Origin of the sequence: Bradyrhizobium sp. PSBB068, assembly GCA_016839165.1 — a bacterium.
In the GTDB taxonomy this organism is placed as follows: domain Bacteria; phylum Pseudomonadota; class Alphaproteobacteria; order Rhizobiales; family Xanthobacteraceae; genus Bradyrhizobium.
In genome coordinates, this window is the sequence record CP069300.1 from 2,743,073 (window position 1) to 2,767,797 (window position 24,725).

Consider the following 24,725-nt stretch of genomic DNA (forward strand, 5'->3'; position numbering starts at 1 on the left):
AATACGATGCTACCGTCAAGCTAGCCGTGTTGGTTGGTTGACAGGCGGTACGGAAGCGTCGATAGCCGCGCGGATCAAAATCAACCGACCGGGCGTTCCAACCTCGCTATGGCTGTCAGCGTCTCATCCACCGAGGCCCAGGAGGGGCGCGGCAGAGCCACCTCCAGCTTCTGGGCTCTGACGCTGGGCAGCATCGGGGTGGTGTTCGGCGACATCGGAACTTCGCCGCTCTATGCATTCCGCGAGGCGGTCGGTGGCGCCGCGCACGGCCAGCCGGTCACCCGCATCATGGTGTTGGGGGTGCTCAGCCTGATCCTGTGGGCGCTGTTCACCGTCGTCACCGCCAAATACGTGCTGCTGTTGCTACGCGCCGACAACAACGGCGAAGGCGGCACGCTCTCGCTGATGGCGCTCGGTCAGCGCGCGATCGGGCGGCGCAGCTGGCCGCTGCTCGCGCTCGGTGTGGTCGGCGCCTCGATGTTCATCGGCGATTCCATGATCACGCCGGCGATCTCGGTGCTGTCGGCGGTCGAAGGCCTCAAGCTCGCCACGCCGCATCTCGAGCACTATGTGGTGCCGCTGACGATCCTGATCCTGGTCGTGTTGTTCTCGGTGCAGCGCACCGGCACCGCCCGCGTCGCCTCCGCGTTCGGACCTGTGATGGTGCTGTGGTTCGCCTCGCTCGCGACGATGGGGCTGGCCCACATCATGGACGAGCCCTCGGTGCTGGCGGCGATCAATCCCTATTACGCGCTCCAGTTCCTGCTGACCCACGGCACCGTCGGCCTGGTGACGCTGGGCGCGGTGTTCCTCGCTGTGACCGGCGGCGAGGCGCTGTACGCCGATCTCGGGCATTTCGGCCGCAAGCCGATCCAGTCCGGCTGGCTGTTCTTCGTGCTGCCCTCGCTGTTGCTGAACTATTTCGGGCAGGGCGCGCTGGTGCTGTCCGATCCCGCCGCGATCGAGAACTCGTTCTACCGCATGGTGCCGGAGGTGCTGCTGCTGCCGCTGGTCGGGCTTGCCACTGCGGCGACGGTGATCGCGAGCCAGGCGGTCATCACCGGCGCCTATTCGCTGATCAGCCAAGCGGTGCAGCTCGGGCTGCTGCCGCGCTTCGAGGTCCGCTACACCTCGGAGACCCATGCCGGGCAGATCTATCTGCCGCGCGTCAACCGGCTGCTGCTGATCGGCGTGCTGCTGCTGGTGCTGCTGTTCCGCACCTCGAGCGGGCTCGCCTCGGCCTACGGGATCGCGGTCTCGACCACGATGGTCGCCGACGGCATCATGGGCTTCATCGTGATCTGGAAGCTGTGGAACTGGCGCGTGGCGTCGGCCGCGGCTTTGATCCTGCCGTTCGTGATCGTCGACATGACCTTCTTCAGCGCCAATCTGCTGAAGCTGTTCGAGGGCGCCTGGGTGCCGCTATTGTTCGGCGTCGTGATGGCGACGATGATCTGGACCTGGCGCCGGGGCGCTGCGATCCTGATCGCCAAGACCCGGCGCATCGAGGTGCCGCTGCGCGACCTGATCCACAGTCTGGAGAAGCGGCCGCCGCATATCGTCAAGGGCACCGCGGTGTTCCTGACCAGCGACCCCAGCTTCGTGCCGACCGCGCTGCTGCACAATCTCAAGCACAACAAGGTGCTGCACGAGCACAACGTGATCCTGACCATCGAGACCGCGCCGACGCCGCGCGTCGACATTTCCGAGCGCGTCAACATGGAGAAGGTCAGCGACAAGTTCACCGCGGTGCGGCTGCGCTTCGGCTACATGGAATCGCCGAACGTACCGAAGGCGCTCGCGGTCGCGCGCAAGCTCGGCTGGCAGTTCGACATCATGTCGACCTCCTTCTTCGTGTCGCGCCGTTCGCTGAAGCCGTCGGCGCAGTCCGGCATGCCGCAGTGGCAGGACCACCTGTTCATCGCGATGAGCCGCTCCGCCAACGATGCGACCGACTATTTCCAGATCCCGACCGGCCGGGTGGTTGAAGTCGGTACCCAGGTAACTATTTGAGCAAACAGCGAATTCCGGCGTTGAAAAGCCGTGATCTATGCGTGATACGCATAGTGGAGGCCTGAATCCGTGCTAACCTATGCATTCCTGCCGGGAGTATAGGCCTGCATCCGGGCATTGTGCGGTGCGGCAAAAGACAGAGGCGCAGCTTCCCATGTCATCCGAGAGTGCGATCACCGCGGCGGAAACGCCCGCGGCAAATGGCCATGGCGAGGCGCATTCAACCGCCACCTTCAAGGCGCTGATGCTCGGCAGCATCGGCGTCGTCTATGGCGACATCGGCACCAGCCCGCTGTACGCGCTGCGCGAAGCCGTCGTCGCGGCGGCCGGCGGCGAGGGCGGTGTGACGATTCATGCGGTGCTCGGCGTGGTGTCGCTGATCCTGTGGGCGCTGGTCGTGGTGGTGACGCTGAAATACGTCGTGATCCTCCTGCGCGCCGACAATAATGGCGAGGGCGGGACGCTGGCGCTGATGGCGCTGGCGCAGCGCGCGGCCACTAGAGGGGGCGCTGCCATCGTGCTGCTCGGCATCATCAGCGGCGCGCTGTTCTACGGCGATGCCGTGATCACGCCGGCGCTCTCGGTGCTGTCCGCAATCGAAGGCATCAAGCTCGTCACCTCGACATTCGATCCCTATGTCGTCCCGCTCACGGTCGTGATCCTGGTCGCCCTGTTCGCGGTGCAGTCGCGCGGCACCGCACGCGTCGCGGCCTTCTTCGGCCCGGTGATGTGCGTCTGGTTCGCCGTGATCGCGATCGCGGCGCTGCCGCAGATCGTGCGGCATCCCGAGGTGCTCCACGCGCTCAACCCGATCCTTGCGGTGTCGTTCATGCTGCATCACGGCGTGATCGGTTTCATCACGCTCGGTGCCGTGTTCCTCGCGGTGACCGGTGCGGAGGCGCTCTATGCCGACCTCGGCCATTTCGGCAAACGCCCGATCCAGACCGCTTGGCTGTTCATCGTGCTCCCGTCGCTGGCGCTCAACTATCTCGGGCAGGGTGCGCTCTTGATCGGCGATCCCAAGGGGATCGAGAATCCGTTCTTCCTGATGTTCCCGGATTGGGCGCTGATCCCGATGGTTGCGCTCGCGACCATGGCGACCGTGATCGCGAGCCAGGCGGTCATCACCGGCGCCTATTCGCTGACCCGCCAGGCGATCCAGCTCGGCCTGTTGCCGCGGTTCGAAATCCGCCACACCTCGGAAGCGCATTCCGGCCAGATCTACATGCCGCGCATCAACCGCTTCCTGTTCATCGCGGTCATCGTGCTGGTGCTGATGTTCCGCTCGTCGAGCGCGCTGGCGTCGGCCTACGGCATCTCGGTGACCGGCACCATGGTGGTGACGGCGATGATGGGCTTCGTGGTGATCTGGCGGGTCTGGAAATGGTCACCGATCGCCGCCGCCGCGCTGGTTGCGCCGTTCCTCTTCCTCGACATCACCTTCCTGGCCGCCAACCTGCTCAAGGTGTTCGAGGGCGGTTGGGTACCGCTGGCGCTCGGCGGGGCGATGATCGTGGTGATGTACACCTGGCGGCGCGGCAGCCGGCTGTTGTTCGAGAAGTCGCGCAAGCTTGAATTTCCGCTCGCCGATCTCGTCGCGATGCTCGAGAAGCGGCCGCCGCAGCGCGTGTCCGGCACCGCGGTGTTCCTGACCAGCGATCCCGTCAGCGCGCCGACCGCGCTGATGCACAGCCTCAAGCACTACAAGGTGCTGCACGAGAAGAACGTCATCCTCACCATCGAGACCGCGCCGACGCCGCGCATCGATCCGTCCGAGCGGGTGCGGATGGAGCAGCTGACCGAAACCTTCTCCAAGGTGACGCTGAAATTCGGCTTCATGGAGCAACCCAACGTGCCGAAGACGCTGGCGATCGCCCGCAAGCTCGGCTGGCAGTTCGACATCATGTCGACCTCGTTCTTCCTGTCCCGCCGTGCCCTGAAGCCGGCGGCGCATTCGGGCATGCCAAGCTGGCAGGATCATCTGTTCATCGCGCTGAGCCGGTCCTCGAACGACGCCACCGACTATTTCCAGATCCCGACCGGGCGGGTGGTCGAGGTCGGTACGCAAGTCACGATCTAGGGGGCACGACCCGGCATTTCCGCGCGACATCTAACCCGTTTCGGGCGCTTGATTTTCTCGACGCAAGGGGCGAGTTTGCGGCCCGGACCGGCGAGCCGCGCGACGCTCGCCAATCGGATAGTCGGGAGGATATTTCCGTGGCGGACCACAAGGTGGAAGATTTGTTTCCGGACGAGGTGTCGAAGGGCATAGCGGAGGGCCGCTATCTCCTGGTCGACGTCCGCGAGCCCAATGAGGTTGCCGTCGAGGCCTATCCCGATGGCGCCGTGGTGCCGCTGTCGACGTTCGATCCGGCGGCGATTCCCGATCCGCAAGGCAAGCAGGTGGTGTTCGCATGCCGCTCCGGCAAGCGCTCGGTGACCGCCTCGCTGGCTGCCCAGGCTGCAGGTCTGCCCTATGACAAGCATCTGGCGGGCGGCATCATCGGCTGGAAGGCGGCGGGCCTGCCGACCAAAACGGGCGGCTGATCCCCGACATGACCTCCATGAACAAGGTCTTCGCGGACCTTCCCGTCACCATCTTCGAGGCGATGTCGCAGGCTGCGCGCGACAACAACGCCATCAATCTCGGCCAGGGCTTTCCTGACGATCCCGGACCGGAGGACATCCGCCGGGCCGCCGCGGACGCGTCCATCAACGGCTACAACCAGTATCCGTCGATGATGGGCATCCCCGAGCTCCGTCAGGCGATCGCATCGCATTACGGCCATTGGCACGGGCTCAAGCTCGATCCGATGACCGAGGTGATGGTCACCTCGGGGGGCACCGAGGCGCTGACCTCCTCGATCCTCTCCTTGGTCGAGCCAGGAGACGAGGTGGTGTGCTTCCAGCCGGTCTACGATTCCTATCTGCCGATCATCCGCCAGGCCGGCGGCATTCCGCGCCTGCTGCGGCTCGAGCCGCCGGAGTGGCGGCTGAACGAGGAGATGCTGCGCAGCGTCTTCAACCACAAGACCAAGGCGGTGCTGTTCAACAATCCGCTCAACCCGGCGGCGGTGGTCTATCCTCGCGAGGACCTCGAACTGCTGGCGCGGTACTGCCAGGAGTTCGACGTCGTCGCGATCTGCGACGAGGTCTGGGAGCACGTCGTGTTCGACGGCCGCGAGCACATCCCGCTGATCACGATTCCGGGCATGCGCGATCGCACCATCAAGGTCGGCAGCGCCGGCAAGATCTTCTCGCTGACCGGATGGAAGATCGGCTTCGTCTGCGCCGCGCCGCCGCTGCTGCGCGTCGCTGCGAAGGTACACCAGTTCCTCACCTTCACGACGGCGCCCAATCTGCAGGCGGCGGTGGCGTACGGCCTCGGCAAGCCGGACGACTATTTCCTCGACATGCGCAAGGACATGGCGCGGAGCCGCGACCGTCTCACCAAAGGACTCGAGCGCATCGGCTTTCCGGTGCTGAAGTCGCAGGGGACCTACTTCCTCACCGTCGATCTGTCGCCGCTCGGGCTCAACGAGACCGATGCGGAATTCTGCTGGAGAATTGTAAGGGATTACAAGGTCGCGGCTATTCCGGTGTCGGCGTTTTACGAGCAGGATGCGGTGACGTCGGTGGTGCGGTTCTGTTTCGCCAAGAAGGATTCGACACTCGACACCGCGCTTGAGCGGTTGTCCGACGCCGTTCATCGTCGCAAGAGGTAGACCAGAATGCAGAAGCAGAACCGTCGTCTCGTCGGCCTCGTCGGTACGATCGCCTCGGCTCTGTTGTTCGCGGCGTCCGCCAGTGCGGAGGAGCGCACGGTCAACTTCTACAACTGGTCGAACTACATGGCGCCTGAAGTCCTCGAGGACTTCACGAGGGAAACCGGCATCAAGGTGGTCTACGATACGTTCGACGCCAACGAGACGCTGGAGACGCGACTGCTAGCGGGCAAGTCGGGCTACGACGTCGTGGTGCCGACCGGCTACTTCCTGCAGCGCCAGATCACTGCGAAGGTGTTCCTCAAGCTCGACAAGTCGAAGCTGCCGAACCTCGCCAATGCGTGGCCTGTCGTGACCGGGCAGCTCGCGACCTACGATCCCGGCAACAACTACGGCGCCAACTACATGTGGGGCACCACCGGCATCGGCTACAACGTCAAGATGGCGGAGAAGATCCTCGGGCCTGACGCGAAGATCGACAGCTGGGACATGGTGTTCAAGCCGGAGAACCTCGCCAAGTTCAAGGATTGCGGCATCCACATGCTGGACTCCGCCGACGACATCCTGCCGGCGGCGCTGAGCTATCTCGGCCTCGACCCGAATTCGACCAAGCAGGCTGACCTCGAGAAGGCCGCCGATCTCGTTACCAAGATCCGGCCCTATGTGCGCAAATTCCATTCGTCCGAATATCTCAGCGCATTAGCCTCAGGCGAGATCTGCTTCGTGGTCGGATGGTCCGGCGACATCATGCAGGCGCGCAGTCGGGCCGCGGAAGCCAAGTCCGGCGTCGAGATCGGCTACACGATCCCGAAAGAGGGCGCGCAGATGTTCTTCGACAATCTCGCGATCCCCGCAGATGCCAAGAACGTCGCGGAGGCCTATGAGCTGATCAACTACCTCTATCGTCCAGAGGTCGCGGCGAAGAATTCGAACTTCCTGTCCTACGCCAACGGCAATCTGGCGAGCCAGAAGCTGATCGATCCGAAGATCTTCAACGACAGGAACATCTATCCCGACGAGGCGATGCAGAAGAAGTTGTTCGTGATCACGGCACGCGATCCGGCGACGCAGCGAATCATCAACCGGCTGTGGACGCGCGTGAAGACCGGGAAGTGACGCGCCTTCGCGCGTTCCAATGCGAGGGCGTTACCGCCAGCGCCGGTGCAGCCAGAGCCATTGATCCGGATATTCGCGGACCCAGCCCTCGACGATGTCGGTGATCGCCTGCATCGTGCCCTGGATGTCGATCTGACCGGATGCATCGAACACCGGTTTGACTTCTTCGGTGACCTCGCCGCGGAAGCGGCCGTCGGGCAGGCGGATGATCCGCGTGCCGTGGATCGGGCAGTCGATCTGGCGGCGCAGCCGCGCCAACAGCGGATTCGCGGTGGTCTTGCGGCCGAAGAAGGTGACGGGAACGCCGTTGGTCAGATACTGGTCGACCAGCATCGCGACATGCTGGCCGTTCTTCAGCGCCTGCGCCAGCTTGAGCGGGGCGTCGCGGCCGGCCGGGACCAGCGTGCCCAAATTGACGGCGCGGATGCGCTCGATGGCGCGGTCGGCGGCTTCGATGTTCGGCCGCCTGAACAGGATGGTGGCGTCGAGGCCGTGCGCGGCGGCAGCAATAGGCGAGAGCTCCCAGTTTCCGAGATGCGCGGCGAAGAACAGTGCCGGTTTACCGTCATCGCGCAGTTGGTCGAACAACTGCTTGCTGCGCGCCGAGAATTCGACGCGGCCTGGCTTGTCGGGATTCCGGGGATCATGGTCCCAGATGCGGTCGATATGCGCGAATTCGGCGCCGATGCGTCCGAGGTTGTGCCAGACGCCGGTCAGGATCTCCTCGATTTCCTGCGGCGACTTCTCCGGGAAGGCGGCCGTGAGGTTCTCGCGGCCGATGCGATCCTCGCGCAGCCGCCGGCCGATGAAATGCGCCGCGTGGCCGAAGAACTTTGCGGTCTTCTCCGGATCGAAATAGCGCGTGGTGCGCAAGAGGCCGGTCGTCAGCGCGCCAATGGCAACGTTGGCCACAGGCTTTGCGGCGTCGCGCAGGTGCGCCCTGGTGCGAAGGAGCAGGCGTTTCATCTGATGAGGCGAGGGCGTTACGCCGGCTCGCGCGTCAGGATCAGCGAGGCGTTCTGCCCGCCGAACCCGAACGAGTTCGACATCACGGCGGTCACCTTGGCATCGCGCGCCTTGTTGCCGACCACGTCGAACGGGATCGCGGGATCCGGCACCTCGTAATTGATCGTCGGCGGGATCCGCTGATGCTCGAGCGTGAGCAGCGAGAAGATCGCCTCGACCGCACCGGCGGCGGAGATGGTGTGGCCGACCATCGACTTGTTCGACGACACCGGAATGTTTTTGGTGTGTTCGCCGAACACTGCCGAAGTGGCAAGATATTCCATCTTGTCGTTTTCCGGCGTCGAGGTGCCGTGCGCGTTGATGTGGTCGATCTGCTCAGGCTCCATGCCCGCGTCGGCAAGCGTCTTGCGCACGCAGCCGATCGCCGGCTTGCCGTCGGGCGCCGAGCGGGTGCGGTGGAATGAATCGGTCAGCTCGCCGCAGCCGGCGACGACGCCCAGGATGCGCGCGCCGCGGGCGATCGCGGCATCGTAGCTCTCCAGCACCAGCGCGCCGGCGCCTTCGGCCATCACGAAACCGTCGCGGTTCTTCGAGAACGGCTTGGAGGCGGCCTGCGGCGGGTCGTTCTGGGTCGAGAGGGCCGAGAGCAACGAGAACCGCACCATGGCTTCGGGATTGACCGAGCCGTCGGTGGCGATGCACAGCGTCGCATCGGTTTCGCCGCGGCGGATCGCCTCGACGCCGAGCTGGATCGCGGTCGCGCCGGAGGCGCAGGCCGTCGAGAGCGAGATCGGCGACCCCTTGGTGCCGAAGGTCTCGGCGAGGCTGAGCGCGACCGAGCCGAAGGTGAAGCGACGGTGGAAGTGCGCAAACTTGCCGCCGCTGCAGGTCGCCAGATATTCGATGATGCCAAAGTCCTTGGTCGGAACGTCGCGCGCGACCTCGAGCCGCTGCGGCCATTCGGTCTCGATCGGCGCGACCGCCAGGAACAGCGGGCCGGGGAAGTCGCCCTTGCTGCCGATGCCGGACTGCTCCAGTGCCTCTTCAGCCGCGATCTCGGCCAGACGCTGCGACAGGCTGGTCGAGGAGAAGGGGTCGACGGTGACGAAATCGACGGCGCCGGCCATCGTCGTCTTCATGCTGTCGAGCGGGAAGCGTGTCACGGTCTTGATGCCGGACTCACCTGCGGTGAGGCGCTTCCAATTGTCGGTCTTGCCGCCGCCGAGCGACGTCACGATTCCCATGCCGGTCACGACAACGATCGGTCGGCCGAATTTATCGCGTGGTGCTGTCATGGTGTCCCCGTCGGTGCTTGCGCCGGACTGAAAGCGCAATGAGAGTCATCGCGCCTCAATTGTTCATTTGAGCATGATATTTCCGGAAAACCGCGTCGCACTTTTCCGGAGCATGCTCTACCTGACGGCCTCGACCAGCGCCATGCCTTCGCCCTGCCAGTGGCCGACCCCCAATACGACAATCTGGGTTGGCGCTTCGGTCTTTTCAACCTCCAGCCCGGTCGGGTCGTTGGCCGGGTAGAGCGCGCCGCGCGAGATCGACAGGGCGGCCAGCGCGAGCCCGAGCGGGAACTGGGCCTCCATCGTGTGCCCAAACGTCGTTCCGGTGGCGCGCACCGCAAGGCCGGGATGCTGACCCAGGAACGCGCGCTCCTCGCTGGTCGCAGGCTCAGCGCCGGTCGCACCCGTGATCAGCATGGCGTTGTCGTTGCTGACGCCGAGCTGCGGCCACATCGCCCGCAGCGATTGCGTCACTGCGCCGGGCTGCTTGCGCTTGGCAAGGTCGGCGACCACCTTGGTCAGCTTGGCGTACGGCTTGGCGCCGCGCGCCTCGGCGTGCTCGCGCGACTCCATCACCAGGAATGCGCCGGCCGAGCCGATGGCGAAGCCCGGATGGTTCCTGCGGGCCCAGACCGGGGCGTATTGATCCTTGAGGGCGAAGTCGCCGAACGAATAGAGCATCAAGAGGTCGCCGCGATCGCCGTTATGCGCGGCACCGACCAGCGCGATGTCGCTCTGCCCGGCGCCGATCCGCGCGACCGCGATCCGCGCGGCGTCGATGCTCGAGGCCTCCTCGCCCATGAAGGTGCGCGATGTCCCGCACACGCCGTGAACGATCGCGATGTTGCCGGCGAGCAGATTGGAGAGCTGCGCCAGGAACAGCGTCGGGCGCAGCTCGTTCATCAGTTTTTCGTTGAGCAGGGCGGGCGGCAGCTTGCCCTGCGCATCGGCGTTCATGATCGCCAGGTCGACATTGAGGTCACGCTCGCCGCCGCCGGCTGCGATGATCATGTCCATCCGCGACAGGATTTCCTGATTGCCTTTGACGCCGGCGGAGTCGAGCGCCAGGCCGGCGGCATAGGTGCCGATGCGCTGCCACATTTCCATCTGACGCTGATCGCCCTTCTTCGGGATCTGGGCGTCGAAGCTGACGGGGGCGATCGGATGGATCACGTATGGCGCGAGGCGCTTCTCGTCGGCATTGACGCGCTTGGCGCCTAGCGCCTCCCAATGTGCATCCAGTCCCTCGCCGAGCGAGGAGAGCAGGCCGACGCCGGTGATCCAGACTTCCTTTTCAGCCATTACTCATCGCCTGCTGCGGAAACCCGATCTTGCTGGCCATGGCATCCATGTGCACGCGCAAGTGCGGGCTGGGGAAGGGGATATGACGGAAGGTCAGCTCGGCATTGCATTTGAGCTCCTTGCCGACGCGGACCTTCGCCGAGGTCACGGTGAAGCCTGAACCTTCATGCTCGATCTTGGCGTCGATCGTCAGGGTCGAGCCGGGGCTGACGAAGCCGCGCATCTTGGCTTCCTTGACCATGGCAAGGAAGGGCATGCGCTCGAATTTGGTCAGACCGAGGATCAGCCAGCCCGAGCTCTGCGCCATCGCTTCGGTGAGCAGCACGCCGGGCATGATCGGATAGCCCGGGAAATGCCCCGCGAACACCGAATGGCTGTCGGGCGGGACATCCGCCTCGACGACAATGGTCCTTGCGTCGAGGTTGAGGTCGACGATCCGATCGATCAGCTGAAAAGTCTCAAGCTGCATGACGGGTGATTACGAGGCTGAGCCCGTGCCCGCGTTCTTGGCCGCAACCAGCTCGTCGATGCGGTCGGCGAGATTCTGCAACACGAAGTACTGCTCCGTCGTGGCCTTGCCGTCGTTGACCTCCTGGGTCCACTTCTCGAGCGGCATCTTGATCCCGAAGGCCTTGTCGATAGCAAAGGCGATGTCCAGGAAGTCGAGGCTGTCGATCCCGAGGTCGTCGATCGCGTGGCTCTCCGGCTTGATCGTATCGCGCGGGATGTCGCAGGTCTCCGCGATAATGTTGGCGATCTGCTCGAATGTGGAGGACATCATTAAGCCTTTGATATATTGAAGGTAATTCCGGGTCGGCTCGGAGGAGGCGGGCGCGTTGCCCCGGAATGCCCTATTGCTGCTGCCAGGAGTCGTGTGCCCGTATATCGGAGCAGGGCCGTTAGTTCAATGGAGCTTGGCCGGCCGCGCGAGGACGGTTTTTGGGCACGGTTCCGGCCCGCCTAGCTGCGCGGCATCACCGTAATCTTGGCGCAATCCCGGCGGCCCATCAGCACGCAATCCTGGGTCTTGCGCAAATCGGCGATGCTCATGGCAAGCCAGATGCCGATCGCGGTGAGCGCCACGGTGAAGGCAAAGGCGGCGATGTTGGCGAGCATGCGCTGGCGGAAATCATCCGGCTCCTCGCGCGGCTTCTCGTAGCGGGAGAGGTCGTTGGCGACGGAAACAGGAGCGACGGAAGCCGGGCGGGTCGATCGGATCGGGTCCGCGCGCTTGCCGGGCGGCTGCGCCGAGGTGCGCGGCCGGAATTTGAGCACCACGTGCTCGTCATCCGAGGAAATTGGCCGCTGCGTCTTCACTGCTGTCAGTCCGGTCGCGTCGCCCTCATGTGTAGCATGTTCGGCGCGTTTCACACCTAAAATCTTGATACCCGCAGAGGTGGTATTCATGCTTCGATGGTCTCGTGGAACCGGCTGTAGTCGATCTTGAGACGGCCGTCGTCGGTGGCGCGCAGGATCTCGGCATAGCGATGCCCGAAGCGGATGTCGGAATGCTCGTAGGATTTTCGCGCGTGCACGGTTTGCGCTGCAACGTCGTCATAGCCCGATACGATGAGACCCAGCCCCGCGTTGATGGCTTCCAGGTCTTCCGCGTTGAGGCCGTACAGCGGACTGTCCTTGTCGATCACATGAAACAGGGTCCAGCTCAGTGCCAGGGCCGGGCTCTCGCTGCGCGCGAGCGGCAGCTCGAAGAACCGGCGATAGGCCATGCCTTCCTTGCTGAGGTCGTTCTTGAACAACCATAGCCGCGCGGTGGCGTTGGCGATGATGTTGTGCCGCTCGTTGGCCAAACGGATCATCAGCGTCCGCTCGCCCTCATGATCCGAGATCACCGGGTTGTCGGCGAACAGCAGGCGCGCACTCGGCCGCGAGAAGCGGGCGAAGATCAGCCCGGTCATCAGCGACATCGAAAAGATGCCGGTGAACAGCTCGATGGCGGCGATGAAGTGCCCGTAATGGGTCTGCGGGTGCATGTCGCCGTAGCCGGCGGTCGAGAGTGTTTCGATGCTGAAATAGAGGTAGTCGATATATTGGCCGTCAGGCACGTTGGCGATCGGATGATCGCCGAGCCAGTAGAACAGCGCGAACACGGCGTTGAAGGTGATGAACACCAATGCTGCACCGCCAATAAAGGCGGGCCAGGATGCCGTCATGCAGCGATGGCTGATGTCCGCCCAGAAACTGAGCTCCAGCCCCTCGGTCACGACCTCGCGGTTGCCGAGTCGGACCGTGCGTGCCTTCGCGCGTTCGCTTGCTCTCAAAGCCATCCCGCCGAACCGGCTCTTTCGCCTGCCTGTGACATCATGTCATAATGGAACCCATTCCGGAGTGCCGGTCAAACTGGAGTACAATTCATGGCCCATACGCGCGAGCCTTACGTCAAACCGGTCCCGATCCTGTCGCTGCGACCGACCCAGATGACGGTCGGCATGCAGGAGGTGAAGGAGAAGCGGAAGCGCTGGCGCGAGCACAGCTCGGACAAGAAACGCGCCGAACTGCTGGGCAAGCACATGATCCCGGTCGTCCATGGGCCCGACGATCGCTACTACGTGGTCGATCACCATCACATGGCGCGGGCGCTGCACGAGGAGGGCGTCAAGGACATCCTGGTCACCGTGATCGGTGACCTGACGATGGTCGAGCGCGACGTGTTCTGGGGCGTGATGGACAACAAGCGCTGGGTCTATCCATACAATTCGAAGGGCGAGCGCTGCCACTTCCGCGACATTCCGAAATCGATCAAGGACCTCAAGGACGATCCGTTCCGCAGCCTCGCCGGCGAGATGCGCCGGGCCGGCGGTTTCGCCAAGGACACGACGCCGTTCAGCGAATTCCTGTGGGCCGATTTCCTGCGCCGCCATATCCCGCGCAAGACGGTGGAGAACAATTTCGCCAAGGCGCTGGAGAAAGGTCTGGCGCTCGGCCGCGGCAAGGACGCGGTCTATTTGCCGGGCTGGTGCGGGCCGGCCTCCGACGACTGAGGCGGCACGGCCTCCGAATTGTGCGGATAGTCCTTGCCGCCGAGCGCGTGGTGCAGCCACCGCTCGGTCCGCCTGCCGAATGTCAGCAACAGGAATGCCAGCGCAAGCGCGGTGAGGGCGATCGGCCAGTGCCCGGCGCCGCAGACGATCCCGACGCATGCGGCGAAGAACGCGCACGCGGCACTGGTCAGGCCGTGGACCTGAGAGCGGTCGCCCTGACGCACGATCACGCCGGCGCCGAGGAAGCCGACGCCGGTCAGCACGCCCTGGATCACGCGGCTGACCGCATCGGTAAATTGTCCGGGCTGGACGGCGTGCAGGGCCAGCAGCACCACCGTGGCGGTCGAGAGGCTGACGAGGCCGAGCGTCTTCAGGCCGATCGGCTTGCCGCGCAGGTCGCGGTCGAGCCCGATCGCGCAGCCGGCAAGGGTGGCCGCGCCGAGGCGCAGGATGATCTCGCTCCAGTCTGCCAAGGCGCCCTCTACTTCGGTTGCCGGCCGAGCATGTAGAACTCGGGGTTCGGCCGCATGCCGGTGACGTTGGCAAGCCGGTTGGAGAGCGCGAAGAACGCTGCGACCGCGGCGATGTCCCACACGTCGTCGTCGCTGAAGCCATGGGCGGCGAGCGCGGCGAAGTCCGCCTCCGAGACCTCCTCGGCGGCGCGGCTCACCTTCATGGCGAAATCGAGCATGCCGCGCTGCCGCGGCGTGATGTCGGCCTTGCGGTAGTTGATCGCGATCTGGTCGGCGATCTCCGGGCTCTTGGCGCGGATGCGCAGGATCGCGCCGTGGGCGATCACGCAATATTGGCACTGGTTGGCGGCGCTGGTTGCGACCACGATCATCTCGCGCTCGGCCTTGGAGAGGCCGGAGTCCTTTTCCATCAGCGCATCGTGATAGGCAAAGAAGGCGCGAAACTCGTCGGGCCTGTAGGCCAGAGTGAGGAATACGTTCGGCACGAAGCCGGATTTTTCCTGCACCGCCAGGATGCGGGCGCGGATATCTTCGGGGAGCTTGTCGAGAGCGGGCGTCGGAAAGCGATTTGCGGTCGGCTGCGTCATGAGGTGGTTCCGGCATGCCGCATGGATGCGGCGTCACGGGAAACCATAGAGGATGACGGGTTAGGCGCAAGACGCATCGGCGCCCTGACGGAATGATGCTAGCGCAGCGGCTTCTTTAGCAGCGAGAAGCGATCCGGATCGAGGCCCAGCGACGGCTGCAGCATCGGCGCCTCGGCGGGCGCCATGGTGCGCGGCGCCTGCGGCGGAGCATTGAAGTTGGCATCGCCGCTCGGGCTGTCGCGATGCGAGGTGGCGCCTCGCCAGCGCTCCAGCACGGCGCTCACGAAATGCATGTCATGGCCGGCGGCGACCGACGGCACCGTCGCGATGGTGGCCTCGCCGCGCGGCAGCTGGTGCGGCGGCACCTCCTTGAAGCGCAGCCGGGTCGGCAGCGCGACGCCTTCGCCGAACGCCAGCACTTCGCGGGTGCCGAGCGAGGGCACGAACGACAGCAGATTGGCGGCGGCGTCCGACACCGCCGAGCGCAGCAGCGCCTGGTCGCGGTCGTTGGCAAGCCGCATCGTGAACAGCGTGTTGCATTGGGAGATGATGGTGGCGTCGAGTTCGGCCGGACGCTGGGTGATCAGGCCGAGATAGACGCCGTATTTACGGCCTTCCTTGGCGATGCGCGACACCGCCTTGCGGGTCGGCCCGAAGCCGATATTGCGGTCCGCGGAGGCATAGCGGTGCGCTTCCTCGCAGACGAACAGCATCGGCGAGACGCCATCGCTCCACAGCCCGAAGTCGAATGCCATGCGGCACAACACCGACACCACGGAATCGACGACCTCGGCCGGGAAGCCGGCGAGCTGCATGATGGTCATCGGCTTGCCGTTGGCGGGCAGGCGGAACAGATGGCTGATCACCTCGGCCATGGTATCGCCGCCGACATTGGCATTGTCGAACATGAAGGCGTAGCGCGGATCGTTGCGCACCGCGTCGATGCGCGAGATCAGTTTGTGATAGATGATGCGCGAGGAGCGGTTCTCGAGCTTGCCCATGCGCTCGTCGATCAGCGAGATCAGGTCGACGAGGCGATAGGGCACCGGCGTATCGACGGTGTAGCCGACCTGCTTCGGGTCGACGCGCTTCAGCCCGAGACCAACCCGGTCGGAGTTCTGGTACTGGGTGTAGATCCCCTTCGCCATCGGGATCACTTCGGCGAGGATGTCGAGCTCTTCGGGCACGCCGGGCCGGCCGCCGAACAGCACGTCGACGATCTCCTCGAAGTTGAACAGCCAGAACGGCAGCTTCAGGTTACGCGGATTGAGCACCTGCGCGCGCTCGCCGAAGCAGCGGCCGTATTCGTTGTGGACGTCGAGCAGGAAGATGCGCAAATTCGGCCGCGACTTCAGGATTTCGTTGAGCAGCAGCGACACGCCGGTCGATTTGCCGACGCCGGTCGAGCCGAGCACCGCGAAGTGCTTGGAGAGCATTTCCTCGACGTCGACATAGGCGATGACCGAACGATCCTGCTGCAACGTGCCGACATTTATCTGGTCCGAGCCGCTCGGCGCATAAACCGTACGCAGCTCCTGGTTGGTGATCAGGTCGGTGCTGTCGCCGATGGTCGGATAGTGGGTGACGCCGCGCTGGAATTTCGGACGGTCGCCGCCGAGGATTTCGCCGAGCAAATCGACCGAGGCGGTCGCCATGTATTCGTCGGACGCCGGCAGGTTCTCGCAGGTCACCTCGGTGATCATGGCGACGATGACCGAGCTCGCACAGCGGATGCTGACGAACCGGCCGACGGTCGCGCGCATTTCTGAAAGTTGCATCTGGCCGCCCGCCAGCAGCCCCACCCGAGCCTGCGAGCCGCGCACAGAGATCACACGTCCGAAAGGTGTCACAGTTGCAGCCTGGCTCGTTCTCGAAATCCAAATGTCCGGACCAATATGCCCGCCCGGGATTGGAAAAACCGTTAAATCGCTGGGGTTCGGCATCGGCTAAATCTACACCTTCCCGGTGACGATTTGTTTCTATCGTGCCGTGAGATTGTGCGCGGTCGGGCGCACCGGCGGCGAAATCGTCGCTTTCCGGCACAGCCGCGCTTGTTTCACGATTCATCCGTTAATGCGGCATTCACCATGTCGGAGGAGTGCATCGGCGGCTCCGTAGGTTTACGGAGGTTCGGCGCGAAGTGCTGCGTCGTGGCTCCAGGTATCGTGTAACCGATTGCTAACTGCGACTTGTAACGACCTTTCCATTTGTGCTGCGTAACGATGCCGCGCCCGGGAGAGATCAGCGTGCGCATCGAACACCGCAATTCAGGGAATGCCGATGTCGGCTCGACCAAGGGGCTGGCGTTCTGTGCCGGCCTGCTCGTCGGCAGCCTGCTCGGAAGCGCGACCGCGCAGTGGAGCGAACGCGAGGGCCTGCTGATGGCGGCGTTTGCGATCATGGCCGTGATCGTCTTCCTGCTGCTGAAGCGACATCAGATCTCGGACGAGCGGCTCGCCACCGAGCGTCGCAATCTCATGACCGCCGTGAACAACATTCCGCAGGGGCTCGTGCTCTACGATGCATCGGCGCGCATTATCATCTGCAACCGGCCCTACATCGATATGTTCGGGCTTTCGCCCGATGTGGCGAAGCCGGGCTGCACCATGCAGCGGCTGATCGCGCACCGGCAGGAGACCGGCTCGTTCGACGGCGACGTCGACGAGTTCTGCAACGCCATCATCCGCACTGTGAAGCTCGGCAAGGCGACCCGTCAGCTGACCGAGGCGCCGGGCGGGCGCGCGATCGAGATCGTCAACAAGCCGCTGCCGGGGGGCGGGTGGGTGGCGACCATCGAGGATGTCACCGAACGGACGCGCACCGAGAACAAGATCGCCTACATGGCGCACTATGATGCGCTCACCGATCTGCCCAATCGTGTGCTGTTTCGCCAGCGCCTCGAGCAGGCGCTGAGAGCGATCAGGCCGGATGACCAGCTCGCGGTCATGTATATCGATATCGACGAGTTCAAGGCCGTCAACGACGCGCTCGGCCATCAGATCGGCGACGAACTGCTCAGGGCCATCGCCGATCGTCTGCGCTCCTGCCTCGGGGAAACCGATGTCGCAGCGCGGCTCGGCGGCGACGAGTTTGCCGTGATCCAGACCGCGGTCCGTGATCAGACCCAGACCATGCAGCTGCTGGCCGCGATCTACCAGAGCATTCGCCAGCCGATCGATTGCAGCGGGCACCTGATCACGACCGACGCCAGCATCGGCATCGCGGTTGCGCCTACCGATGGGCTCGACCTCGATCAATTGCTGCGCAACGCCGACCTCGCGCTCTATGGCGCGAAGAGCGACGGCCGCCGCACCTACCGGTTCTTCGAGGCCGGCATGGACGCGCGCGCCAAGGCGCGGCGCAGTCTGGAGCTGGAGCTGCGCCAGGCCATCGTCGACGGCAGCTTCGAGCTGCACTATCAGCCGCTGCTTCACCTCGAGGACGGCAGGGTCAGCTGCTGCGAGGCGCTGCTGCGCTGGCGCCATCCCGAGCGCGGGACCATCTCGCCCGCGGACTTCGTCCCGGTCGCCGAGGATACCGGCCTGATCAACGATCTCGGGCACTGGGTGCTCAACACCGCGTGCCGGGAAGCCGTGAACTGGCCGGATCATATCCATGTTGCGGTCAACGTGTCGCCGATCCAGTTCAAGAGCCAGACGCTGGCGCTCAACGTCGCCGCCGCGCTGGCGGCGTCGGGACTCGCGCCCGCGCGGCTCGAGCTCGAGATCACCGAGGCCGTGCTGATCCGCGACGACGATGCCGCACTCGATATCCTGCATCAGCTGCGCGAGCTCGGCGTGCGCATCGCGCTCGACGATTTCGGCACCGGCTATTCGTCGCTGAGCTATCTGCAGCGCTTTCCGTTCGACAAGATCAAGATCGACCGCGCCTTCATCAAGGATCTTGCCGGAACCGGCGCGTCGTCCACGATCGTCCAGGCCGTCGTGAACATTGCCGCCGCGAGCGACATGACGACGACCGCGGAAGGTGTCGAGACCGAGCAGCAACGCAACATGCTTCGCATTCTCGGCTGCACCGAGATGCAGGGCTACCTGTTCAGCCGGCCGGTGCCGGATGTCGAAATCCGCAGGCTGCTGTCCGCGCATCGCGAGAAGGCCGTCTCGGTGGCCTGACCGCAGCTTCACTATGTGATTGCGGCCACGGAATGCCGCGCGGGTGCCCGCCATCTTGTCGAACCGCAACAAGAGGGCTCGGCCATGTACTATCTCGTGAATGCGCTTCTCGTTCTGGCAATCGCGTTCTTCTTCGTCCTGCCGATGACCGATCGCCGCACGGCGCGGATGAAGCTCTGCATGGTGTGCGCGCTCGCCGTCGCGCTGACCGTGTCGGCGACCATGTCCCGGCCGCGCGGCGGCGCGACGCCGGTGATGGCGGCCAAGGGCTAGATACGGATGCCGGCGCGCAACGCGGGCCGCGATTGTCGGCGCCAACTTAATTTGTTGACGGGACCTAATCCTTTGTACACTAGTACAAATCGATGCGCCGGCGCGAACCCGAGCGGAGCGACGTCGGTGGCCTCGTGTGAGGAGACCGTCCCATGCAGCCGGAACCGATCTTCGATCTTGCTCATCTCGGGCACATGGAGCTGCTGACGCCGAAACCGGACGAGAGCTTGACGTTCTTCGTCGATGTCATGGGCATGACGGTCAGCGGCCGAAAAGGCGACTCGGTCTATCTGCGCGGCTGGGACGATTATGAGCGCTATTCGCTGAAGCTGACTGCATCGAAAACCTCTGGCATGGAACACATGGCGTTCCGGACCCGCAGTCCGCAGGCGCTCGAGCGCCGCGTCGCCGCGCTGAAAGGCTCGGGCTTCGACATCGGCTGGATCGACGGCGACATGGGGCAGGGACCGGCCTTCCGCTGCCGCGATCCCGATGGCCACGTCATCGAGCTCTATTACGAGACGGAATGGTACGAGGCACCGGCCGGGCTAAAGCCTGCGTTGAAGAACCAGGCGCAGCGTTTTCCGGCGCGCGGTGTCAACGTCCGCCGGCTCGACCATCTCAACTGCCTCGCGGTCGACATCAAGGCCAATCGCCTGTTCTTCGAGACCTACCTCGGATGCCGCACCACCGAGCAGATCGTGCTCAACGACGGCACCGAAGCGGCGATGTGGATGACGATGTCGAACAAGAGCTACGACTTCGCCTATACGCGCGACCACTACGGCAAGCGCGGCCGCTTCCATCATGTTACGTATGCCCTGGACAGCCGCGAGGAGATCCTGCGCGCCGCGGATATTTTCCTCGAGCACGGGGTGCATATCGAGACCGGGCCGCACAAGCACGCGATCCAGCAGACCTTCTTCCTCTATGTCTATGAGCCCGGCGGCAACCGTGTCGAGGTCGCCAATGCCGGAGCCCGCCTGATCCTCGCGCCGGACTGGAAGCCGATCGTGTGGACCGAGGAGGAGCGCAAGAAGGGTCAGGCGTGGGGGTTGAAGACGATCGAGTCGTTCCACACCCACGGCACGCCGCCGGTGATCGACACGCACGGTCACTGACGACAATTTGGACGCGCGGTCATATGATCCGGGTCGAGAGGGCGCGCGCTGCGTCGCACGCGATGCGTGAGCCGGTGGGAGCAGGCACCATGGTTGGCAAGACGCCCAGGAAATCGGCGAAGAAAGCAAAGAAGGTGCCAGCGACGCGTGGGGCTGCAAAGCCGCGCCTGCTCGCAGGCGGCAATCCGCAGATCGCGAAGGGCGTTGGTGACGCGCCCGTGCAGGCCTATATCGCGGCGATGCCGGGGTGGAAGAGCGAGGTCGGGCGCAGGCTTGACGCGCTCATCGTGCGCACGATCCCCGGCGTGCACAAGGCGGTGAAGTGGAATTCGCCGCTTTACGGCATCGCAGGCGAAGGCTGGTTTCTCGGCATCCATGTCTTCACGCGCTACATCAAGGTGGCTTTTTTCCGCGGCTCGTCGCTGCGTCCCGTGCCGCCGGGCGAGTCGAAGCAGCAGCATACGCGCTATCTCGACATTCACGAGAACGACGAGCTCGACGAGGCCCAATTCACCGCCTGGGTGAAGCAAGCCAGTCGATTGCCCGGCGAACGGATGTGAGCGGCTGCGCAGGCAGAGGCCGCTGAGCATCGGTCGCCACGCGCGGTCGATCTCCATCGATGTCCCCGCCCTGGTCACCAATGCTGCTCGTCCCCGCATCCGCTCGCTCGAAGCGGTTGTCTGTCGTCGCGCGCCGTCGATGCAGCTCTGCGTGCCGGGCTATTGCCTCGCTCGTCGCGTTTGGTGTTAGGCTGTCCCTCGTAACGTCAGAGGAAAACGTCGATGAGCGAACACACGACGGACAAGCGCGTGCGAGAGGCGTCTCGCAGGCGATTCCTTCAGGCGGGTGCGGCACTGGCCGGAGGCTCCGCAATGGCGGGAGTTGCCGGTTCTCCTGCGCTTGCCGAACAGGGAAAGAATCTTCCGCCCAACGTGCCGGAATGGATGAAAGCGCCCGGCGAGGCGATGGGAAGCCAGCCTTACGGCACGCCCTCGGTTCACGAGAAAGGCGTCGTCAAGAACATCTCGAAGACGCTGCCACAATATATCTCCGCCTCGGGCCGGACGCCGTTGCAGGAGCTCGACGGCATCATTACGCCGAACGGCCTGTTCTATGAGCGTCACCACGGCGGCGTGCCGACCATCGATCCGGCCGAACACCGGCTGATGCTGCACGGCATGGTCGAGCGCCCGCTGGTGTTCACGATGGAGGACATCCGCCGCTTTCCGTCGCAGTCGCGCATCCATTTCCTCGAATGCTCCGGCAACCCGGTCTACACCAAGCCCTACGGGAAGACGGCGTCCGACCTCGTCGGCCTCTTGAGCTGCGCGGAATGGACCGGCGTGCCGCTGAAGACGGTGCTGGATGAGGCCGGCCTGCAGGCCGGCGCCAAGTGGATCGTCGCCGAAGGCGCCGATGTCGCCGCGCTGACGCGCTCGATCCCGATCGAGAAGTGCCTCGACGACGCCATGCTGGTCTACAGCCAGAACGGCGAGCGGCTGCGTCCCCAGCAGGGCTATCCGCTGCGCCTCTTGCTGCCCGGCTTCGAGGGCAACATGAATGTGAAGTGGCTGCGCCGGCTCAAGGTCACGGCCGAGCCGGCCTATTCGCGCGAGGAGACCTCGAAATACACCGACCCGATGCCCGACGGCACGTCGCGTGAATTCACCTTCTATATGGAAGCCAAGTCGATCATCACGCGGCCATCCGGCGGGCAGAAGCTGACCACGAAGGGTTTTCATGAGATCACCGGGATCGCCTGGAGCGGTCACGGCAAGGTCAAGAGCGTCGAGATTTCGCTCGACGAGGGCAAGAGCTGGCAGCAGGCGGAGCTCCAGGAACCGGTCCTGACGCGCGCGCTCACGCGCTTCCGCTTGCCCTGGCACTGGGACGGCACACCAGCGGTGATCCAGAGCCGCGCCATCGACGAGACCGGCTACGTGCAGCCGACGCTGGCGGAATTGGTGGCGGTGCGGGGCCTCAACTCATTCTACCACAACAACGCGATCTGGCCCTGGCGCATCGACGCAAATGGCGAGGTGACCAATGGCCAGGCGTAAGCTCAGTCCCGCGCTGCTGGTCGGCGCGCTTGCGATGCTCGCGGCTGCTGCGCAGGCCGAGGAGCGCTTTGGCATCGGACGTCCGGCAACGCCTGCCGAGATCGCCGGCTGGAACATCGATATCGGCCGCGACGGCTCCAACCTGCCGCCCGGCAGCGGAAGTGTCGAGCGCGGCCGCACCGTGTTCGCCGAGCAATGTGCGGCTTGCCACGGCGACAACGGGCAGGGCAGTGTCGGCGACCGTCTGGTCGGTGGACAGGGCACGCTGGCCAGCCCAAAACCGATCCGCACCGTCGGCAGCTACTGGCCGTATGCCTCGACGTTGTTCGACTACATTCGCCGTGCGATGCCGCAGAATGCGCCGCAGTCGCTGAGCAATGAGGACGTCTACGCGGTCTCCGCCTACATCCTCAGCCTCAACGGCGTCGTCCCCGCCAATGCCGTGCTCGACGCCAAGTCGCTCGCCGCCGTCAAGATGCCGAACCGCGATGGGTTCGTGTCCGACCCGCGGCCCGACGTGCGCTGAGCTGCGAGCCACGGCCGGCTCGCAGCATCGTGAGGCGGTGGCCCCTGTGCCCGGCAAGGCGCCGCCACCATATCGGCTTGGGGCGGCTCGGCCGGCCTTCGACATGTTTTGATTGATCGATGGGAGTGGTCGCATGTCCCGATTGAGGTCGGTTGCAGCCGCCATATTGCTCGCAGGAATGACGTTCTCGCCTGTCATTGCCCAGATTTCCGAGCCGGCCCTGCTCGAGTCACAATACCCCGGACGCAGCGCGCTGAACGGGGGCGCCCTGACGCCATGGGGTGAAGCCCAGCGGGCCGCGCAACACGGCGGCAACCCGGCGAACGCCTATGGCGCCATGCCCGCGGAGCCGCCCGTTGCCTCCTCTTGCACGCGCTACCGTTCATTCGATCCGGCGTCCGGCACTTTCCTCGGACGCGATGGTCGCCGCCATCGCTGCCAATAGGGCGCCGCACCACGCTTGGCAGTGGATAAGCGTGCCGGCTGCTGCCTCGCATGCGAACGACGGTGCCGTGAGCGCGTTATAGTTCCGCCGATCGTGTCGGGTCCCGCCGGACCCGGGCGGCGGAGGGCTATTTGACGTGACAGAGACCCTGGCCGGCTTCTGGGATCGAAAATCGACCTCCGAGCTGTTGCGGGAGGCGGCGCGCGCCGACGGCGACGCGGAGACGCCGGTTTTCAAGCGTTCGCTTTCGGCGCTGCAACTGGTTTCGCTTGGCATCGGCGGCATCATCGGTGCCGGCATCTTCGTGCTGACGGGGCACGCGGCTGCTGCGAATGCCGGTCCCGCGGTTACGCTCTCCTTCATGCTTGGCGCCGTCGCCTGCGCGTTCGCCGGATTGTGCTACGCCGAGATGTCGTCGACCGTACCGATCTGCGGCAGCGCCTATACTTACGCATATGCCACGCTCGGCGAATTGATCGCCTGGATCATCGGCTGGGACCTGATCCTCGAATATGCCGTCGGTGCGATCGCGGTCTCGGTCGGGTGGTCCGGCTATTTCGTCAGCTTCATGCGCGATTTCGGCATCAACCTGCCGCAGCAATTCACCTCGGCGCCGCTCGCCTACGACGTCAACACCGGCACCTGGTCGTCGACCGGGTCGGTCATCAACATCCCGGCGATGGCAATCATTGCTTTCGTCACCACGCTGCTGGTGGTCGGCATTCGCGAGTCCGCGCGCTTCACCGGATTCGTTGTCGTGGTGAAGCTTGTCGTGATCGCATTGTTTCTCGCCACTGCGGCGTCCTCGGTCTCGCTGGCGAACTGGGTGACGGCGAGCAATCCCGACGGCGCGCTGATCCCGCCGAATGCCGGTCCGGGCGTATTCGGCTGGTCTGGCGTGGTCCGCGGCGCGGCGGTGGTTTTCTTCGCCTATATCGGCTTCGATGCGATCTCGACCGCGGCGCAGGAGGCGAAGCGGCCGGAGCGCGACATGCCGATCGGCATCCTCGGCTCGCTCGTGATCTGCGCTGCGCTCTATGTTGCGGTTGGATTCGTGCTGACCGGCATCGTGCCGTATGACCGGCTCAGCGTGCCGGATCCGATCGCGGTCGGCATCGATGCTGTCGGCATCGGCTGGCTCGGTCCCTTCATCAAGCTCGGCATCCTGTTCGGGCTGACGTCGGTGATCCTCATCATGCTGCTGGCGCAGCCGCGGATCTTCCGCGCCATGGCGCATGACGGGTTGTTGCCGGGCTTTGCTGCGAAGATCCATCCGCGCTTCCAGACCCCCTATGTCTCGACCATCTTCGCCGGCACCGTCGCGGCCATTCTCGGCGGGCTGCTGCCGATCGGGCTGGTCGGCGAGCTCGTCTCGATCGGCACGCTGTTCGCATTCACCGTGGTGTCGATCGGAACGCTGGTGCTGCGCGTCCGCGATCCGGAGTTGCCGCGCCCGTTCAAGGCGCCGGCGATCTGGCTGGTGGCGCCGGCTGCCGCGGGAACCTCGCTGTTCCTGATGTTCGGCCTGCCGCTCGACACCTGGATACGGCTCGCGGTGTGGCTTGCGATCGGACTGGTGATCTATGCGGCCTATGGCAGACGCCACAGCCGGCTGCGGGTGGGCGGTGAGGCCAGCGCGGGCCTATAGTGTGCACGCGAGCGGCCTGCTAGGTTCGCGCGCCAAGGTCGCA

24 protein-coding genes are annotated in these 24,725 nt (G+C 64.7%); 14 read left to right on the plus strand and 10 right to left on the minus strand.

Features of this window, described 5'->3' with window-relative positions:
* Positions 1-108: 108 nt before the first annotated feature.
* The 5 genes from JQ507_12585 (at position 109) to JQ507_12605 (ending at position 6,854) form a co-directional block, all read left to right on the plus strand.
* Complete coding sequence (locus JQ507_12585; GenBank protein ID QRI72245.1) at positions 109-2,013, plus strand: potassium transporter Kup; 1,905 nt, start codon at positions 109-111, stop codon at positions 2,011-2,013.
* 154 nt (positions 2,014-2,167) lie between these two features.
* The gene (locus tag JQ507_12590; GenBank protein ID QRI72246.1) at positions 2,168-4,093 is read left to right on the plus strand and encodes a potassium transporter Kup; all 1,926 of its coding nucleotides are present in this window, start codon (positions 2,168-2,170) and stop codon (positions 4,091-4,093) included.
* 137 nt (positions 4,094-4,230) lie between these two features.
* Positions 4,231-4,560, plus strand: a complete 330-nt coding sequence (locus JQ507_12595; GenBank protein QRI72247.1) for a rhodanese-like domain-containing protein — start codon at positions 4,231-4,233, stop codon at positions 4,558-4,560.
* Between the two features lie 8 nt (positions 4,561-4,568).
* Complete coding sequence (locus JQ507_12600; protein QRI72248.1) at positions 4,569-5,738, plus strand: aminotransferase; 1,170 nt, start codon at positions 4,569-4,571, stop codon at positions 5,736-5,738.
* Positions 5,739-5,744: 6 nt separating this feature from the next.
* Positions 5,745-6,854, plus strand: coding sequence for a polyamine ABC transporter substrate-binding protein (locus tag JQ507_12605; protein QRI72249.1), 1,110 nt, complete (start codon positions 5,745-5,747; stop codon positions 6,852-6,854).
* A gap of 30 nt (positions 6,855-6,884) precedes the next feature.
* Here JQ507_12605 and JQ507_12610 read toward each other — a convergent pair whose 3' ends face one another.
* From JQ507_12610 to JQ507_12640, 7 genes are all read right to left on the minus strand, one after another.
* Complete coding sequence (locus JQ507_12610) at positions 6,885-7,820, minus strand: lipid A biosynthesis lauroyl acyltransferase (GenBank protein ID QRI72250.1); 936 nt, start codon at positions 7,818-7,820, stop codon at positions 6,885-6,887.
* 17 nt (positions 7,821-7,837) lie between these two features.
* The gene (locus JQ507_12615; GenBank protein QRI72251.1) at positions 7,838-9,115 is read right to left on the minus strand and encodes a beta-ketoacyl-ACP synthase; all 1,278 of its coding nucleotides are present in this window, start codon (positions 9,113-9,115) and stop codon (positions 7,838-7,840) included.
* A gap of 117 nt (positions 9,116-9,232) precedes the next feature.
* Positions 9,233-10,417, minus strand: coding sequence for a beta-ketoacyl-ACP synthase (locus JQ507_12620; GenBank protein ID QRI72252.1), 1,185 nt, complete (start codon positions 10,415-10,417; stop codon positions 9,233-9,235).
* Positions 10,410-10,886 carry a beta-hydroxyacyl-ACP dehydratase gene (locus JQ507_12625; GenBank protein ID QRI72253.1) on the minus strand — a complete coding sequence of 159 codons (477 nt, stop codon included), beginning with the start codon at positions 10,884-10,886 and terminating at the stop codon, positions 10,410-10,412. The genes JQ507_12620 and JQ507_12625 overlap by 8 nt, the downstream gene beginning before the upstream one ends.
* 9 nt (positions 10,887-10,895) lie before the next feature.
* Complete coding sequence (locus tag JQ507_12630; GenBank protein QRI72254.1) at positions 10,896-11,195, minus strand: acyl carrier protein; 300 nt, start codon at positions 11,193-11,195, stop codon at positions 10,896-10,898.
* Positions 11,196-11,377: 182 nt separating this feature from the next.
* The gene (locus tag JQ507_12635; protein ID QRI73315.1) at positions 11,378-11,734 is read right to left on the minus strand and encodes a hypothetical protein; all 357 of its coding nucleotides are present in this window, start codon (positions 11,732-11,734) and stop codon (positions 11,378-11,380) included.
* 86 nt (positions 11,735-11,820) lie between these two features.
* A complete protein-coding gene (locus JQ507_12640; protein ID QRI72255.1) occupies positions 11,821-12,702 on the minus strand; it encodes a potassium transporter in 882 nt (293 codons plus the stop codon).
* A gap of 87 nt (positions 12,703-12,789) precedes the next feature.
* Here JQ507_12640 and JQ507_12645 point away from each other — a divergent pair, with 87 nt between their 5' ends.
* On the plus strand, positions 12,790-13,416 hold the full coding sequence (locus JQ507_12645; protein QRI72256.1) for a chromosome partitioning protein ParB: 627 nt from the start codon (positions 12,790-12,792) through the stop codon (positions 13,414-13,416).
* Here the strand turns inward: JQ507_12645 and JQ507_12650 are convergent.
* From JQ507_12650 to JQ507_12660, 3 genes are all read right to left on the minus strand, one after another.
* Entirely contained in the window at positions 13,377-13,889 is a 513-nt protein-coding gene (locus JQ507_12650) for an MgtC/SapB family protein (protein QRI72257.1), read from the minus strand. The genes JQ507_12645 and JQ507_12650 overlap by 40 nt on opposite strands.
* An 8-nt stretch (positions 13,890-13,897) precedes the next feature.
* Positions 13,898-14,476 carry a peroxidase-related enzyme gene (locus JQ507_12655; GenBank protein ID QRI72258.1) on the minus strand — a complete coding sequence of 193 codons (579 nt, stop codon included), beginning with the start codon at positions 14,474-14,476 and terminating at the stop codon, positions 13,898-13,900.
* 98 nt (positions 14,477-14,574) lie between these two features.
* Positions 14,575-16,419: an ATP-binding protein gene (locus tag JQ507_12660; GenBank protein ID QRI72259.1), complete on the minus strand. Its 1,845-nt coding sequence runs from the start codon at positions 16,417-16,419 to the stop codon at positions 14,575-14,577.
* Positions 16,420-16,698: 279 nt separating this feature from the next.
* Between JQ507_12660 and JQ507_12665 the strand changes: the two genes are divergently transcribed.
* The 8 genes from JQ507_12665 to JQ507_12700 all read left to right on the plus strand — a co-directional run bounded on the left by JQ507_12665 (position 16,699) and on the right by JQ507_12700 (position 24,682).
* A complete protein-coding gene (locus tag JQ507_12665) occupies positions 16,699-18,609 on the plus strand; it encodes an EAL domain-containing protein (protein ID QRI72260.1) in 1,911 nt (636 codons plus the stop codon).
* Positions 18,610-18,693: 84 nt separating this feature from the next.
* Positions 18,694-18,882 carry a hypothetical protein gene (locus tag JQ507_12670; protein ID QRI72261.1) on the plus strand — a complete coding sequence of 63 codons (189 nt, stop codon included), beginning with the start codon at positions 18,694-18,696 and terminating at the stop codon, positions 18,880-18,882.
* A 152-nt stretch (positions 18,883-19,034) separates the two neighbouring features.
* Positions 19,035-20,003: a catechol 2,3-dioxygenase gene (locus JQ507_12675; GenBank protein QRI72262.1), complete on the plus strand. Its 969-nt coding sequence runs from the start codon at positions 19,035-19,037 to the stop codon at positions 20,001-20,003.
* An 89-nt stretch (positions 20,004-20,092) separates the two neighbouring features.
* On the plus strand, positions 20,093-20,563 hold the full coding sequence (locus tag JQ507_12680) for a DUF1801 domain-containing protein (protein QRI72263.1): 471 nt from the start codon (positions 20,093-20,095) through the stop codon (positions 20,561-20,563).
* A gap of 222 nt (positions 20,564-20,785) precedes the next feature.
* Positions 20,786-22,063: a sulfite dehydrogenase gene (soxC, locus tag JQ507_12685; protein QRI72264.1), complete on the plus strand. Its 1,278-nt coding sequence runs from the start codon at positions 20,786-20,788 to the stop codon at positions 22,061-22,063.
* A complete protein-coding gene (locus tag JQ507_12690; GenBank protein ID QRI72265.1) occupies positions 22,050-22,589 on the plus strand; it encodes a cytochrome c in 540 nt (179 codons plus the stop codon). The genes soxC and JQ507_12690 overlap by 14 nt, the downstream gene beginning before the upstream one ends.
* A 133-nt stretch (positions 22,590-22,722) precedes the next feature.
* A complete protein-coding gene (locus JQ507_12695) occupies positions 22,723-23,034 on the plus strand; it encodes a BA14K family protein (protein ID QRI72266.1) in 312 nt (103 codons plus the stop codon).
* Positions 23,035-23,182: 148 nt separating this feature from the next.
* On the plus strand, positions 23,183-24,682 hold the full coding sequence (locus tag JQ507_12700) for an amino acid permease (protein QRI73316.1): 1,500 nt from the start codon (positions 23,183-23,185) through the stop codon (positions 24,680-24,682).
* Positions 24,683-24,725: the final 43 nt, after the last annotated feature.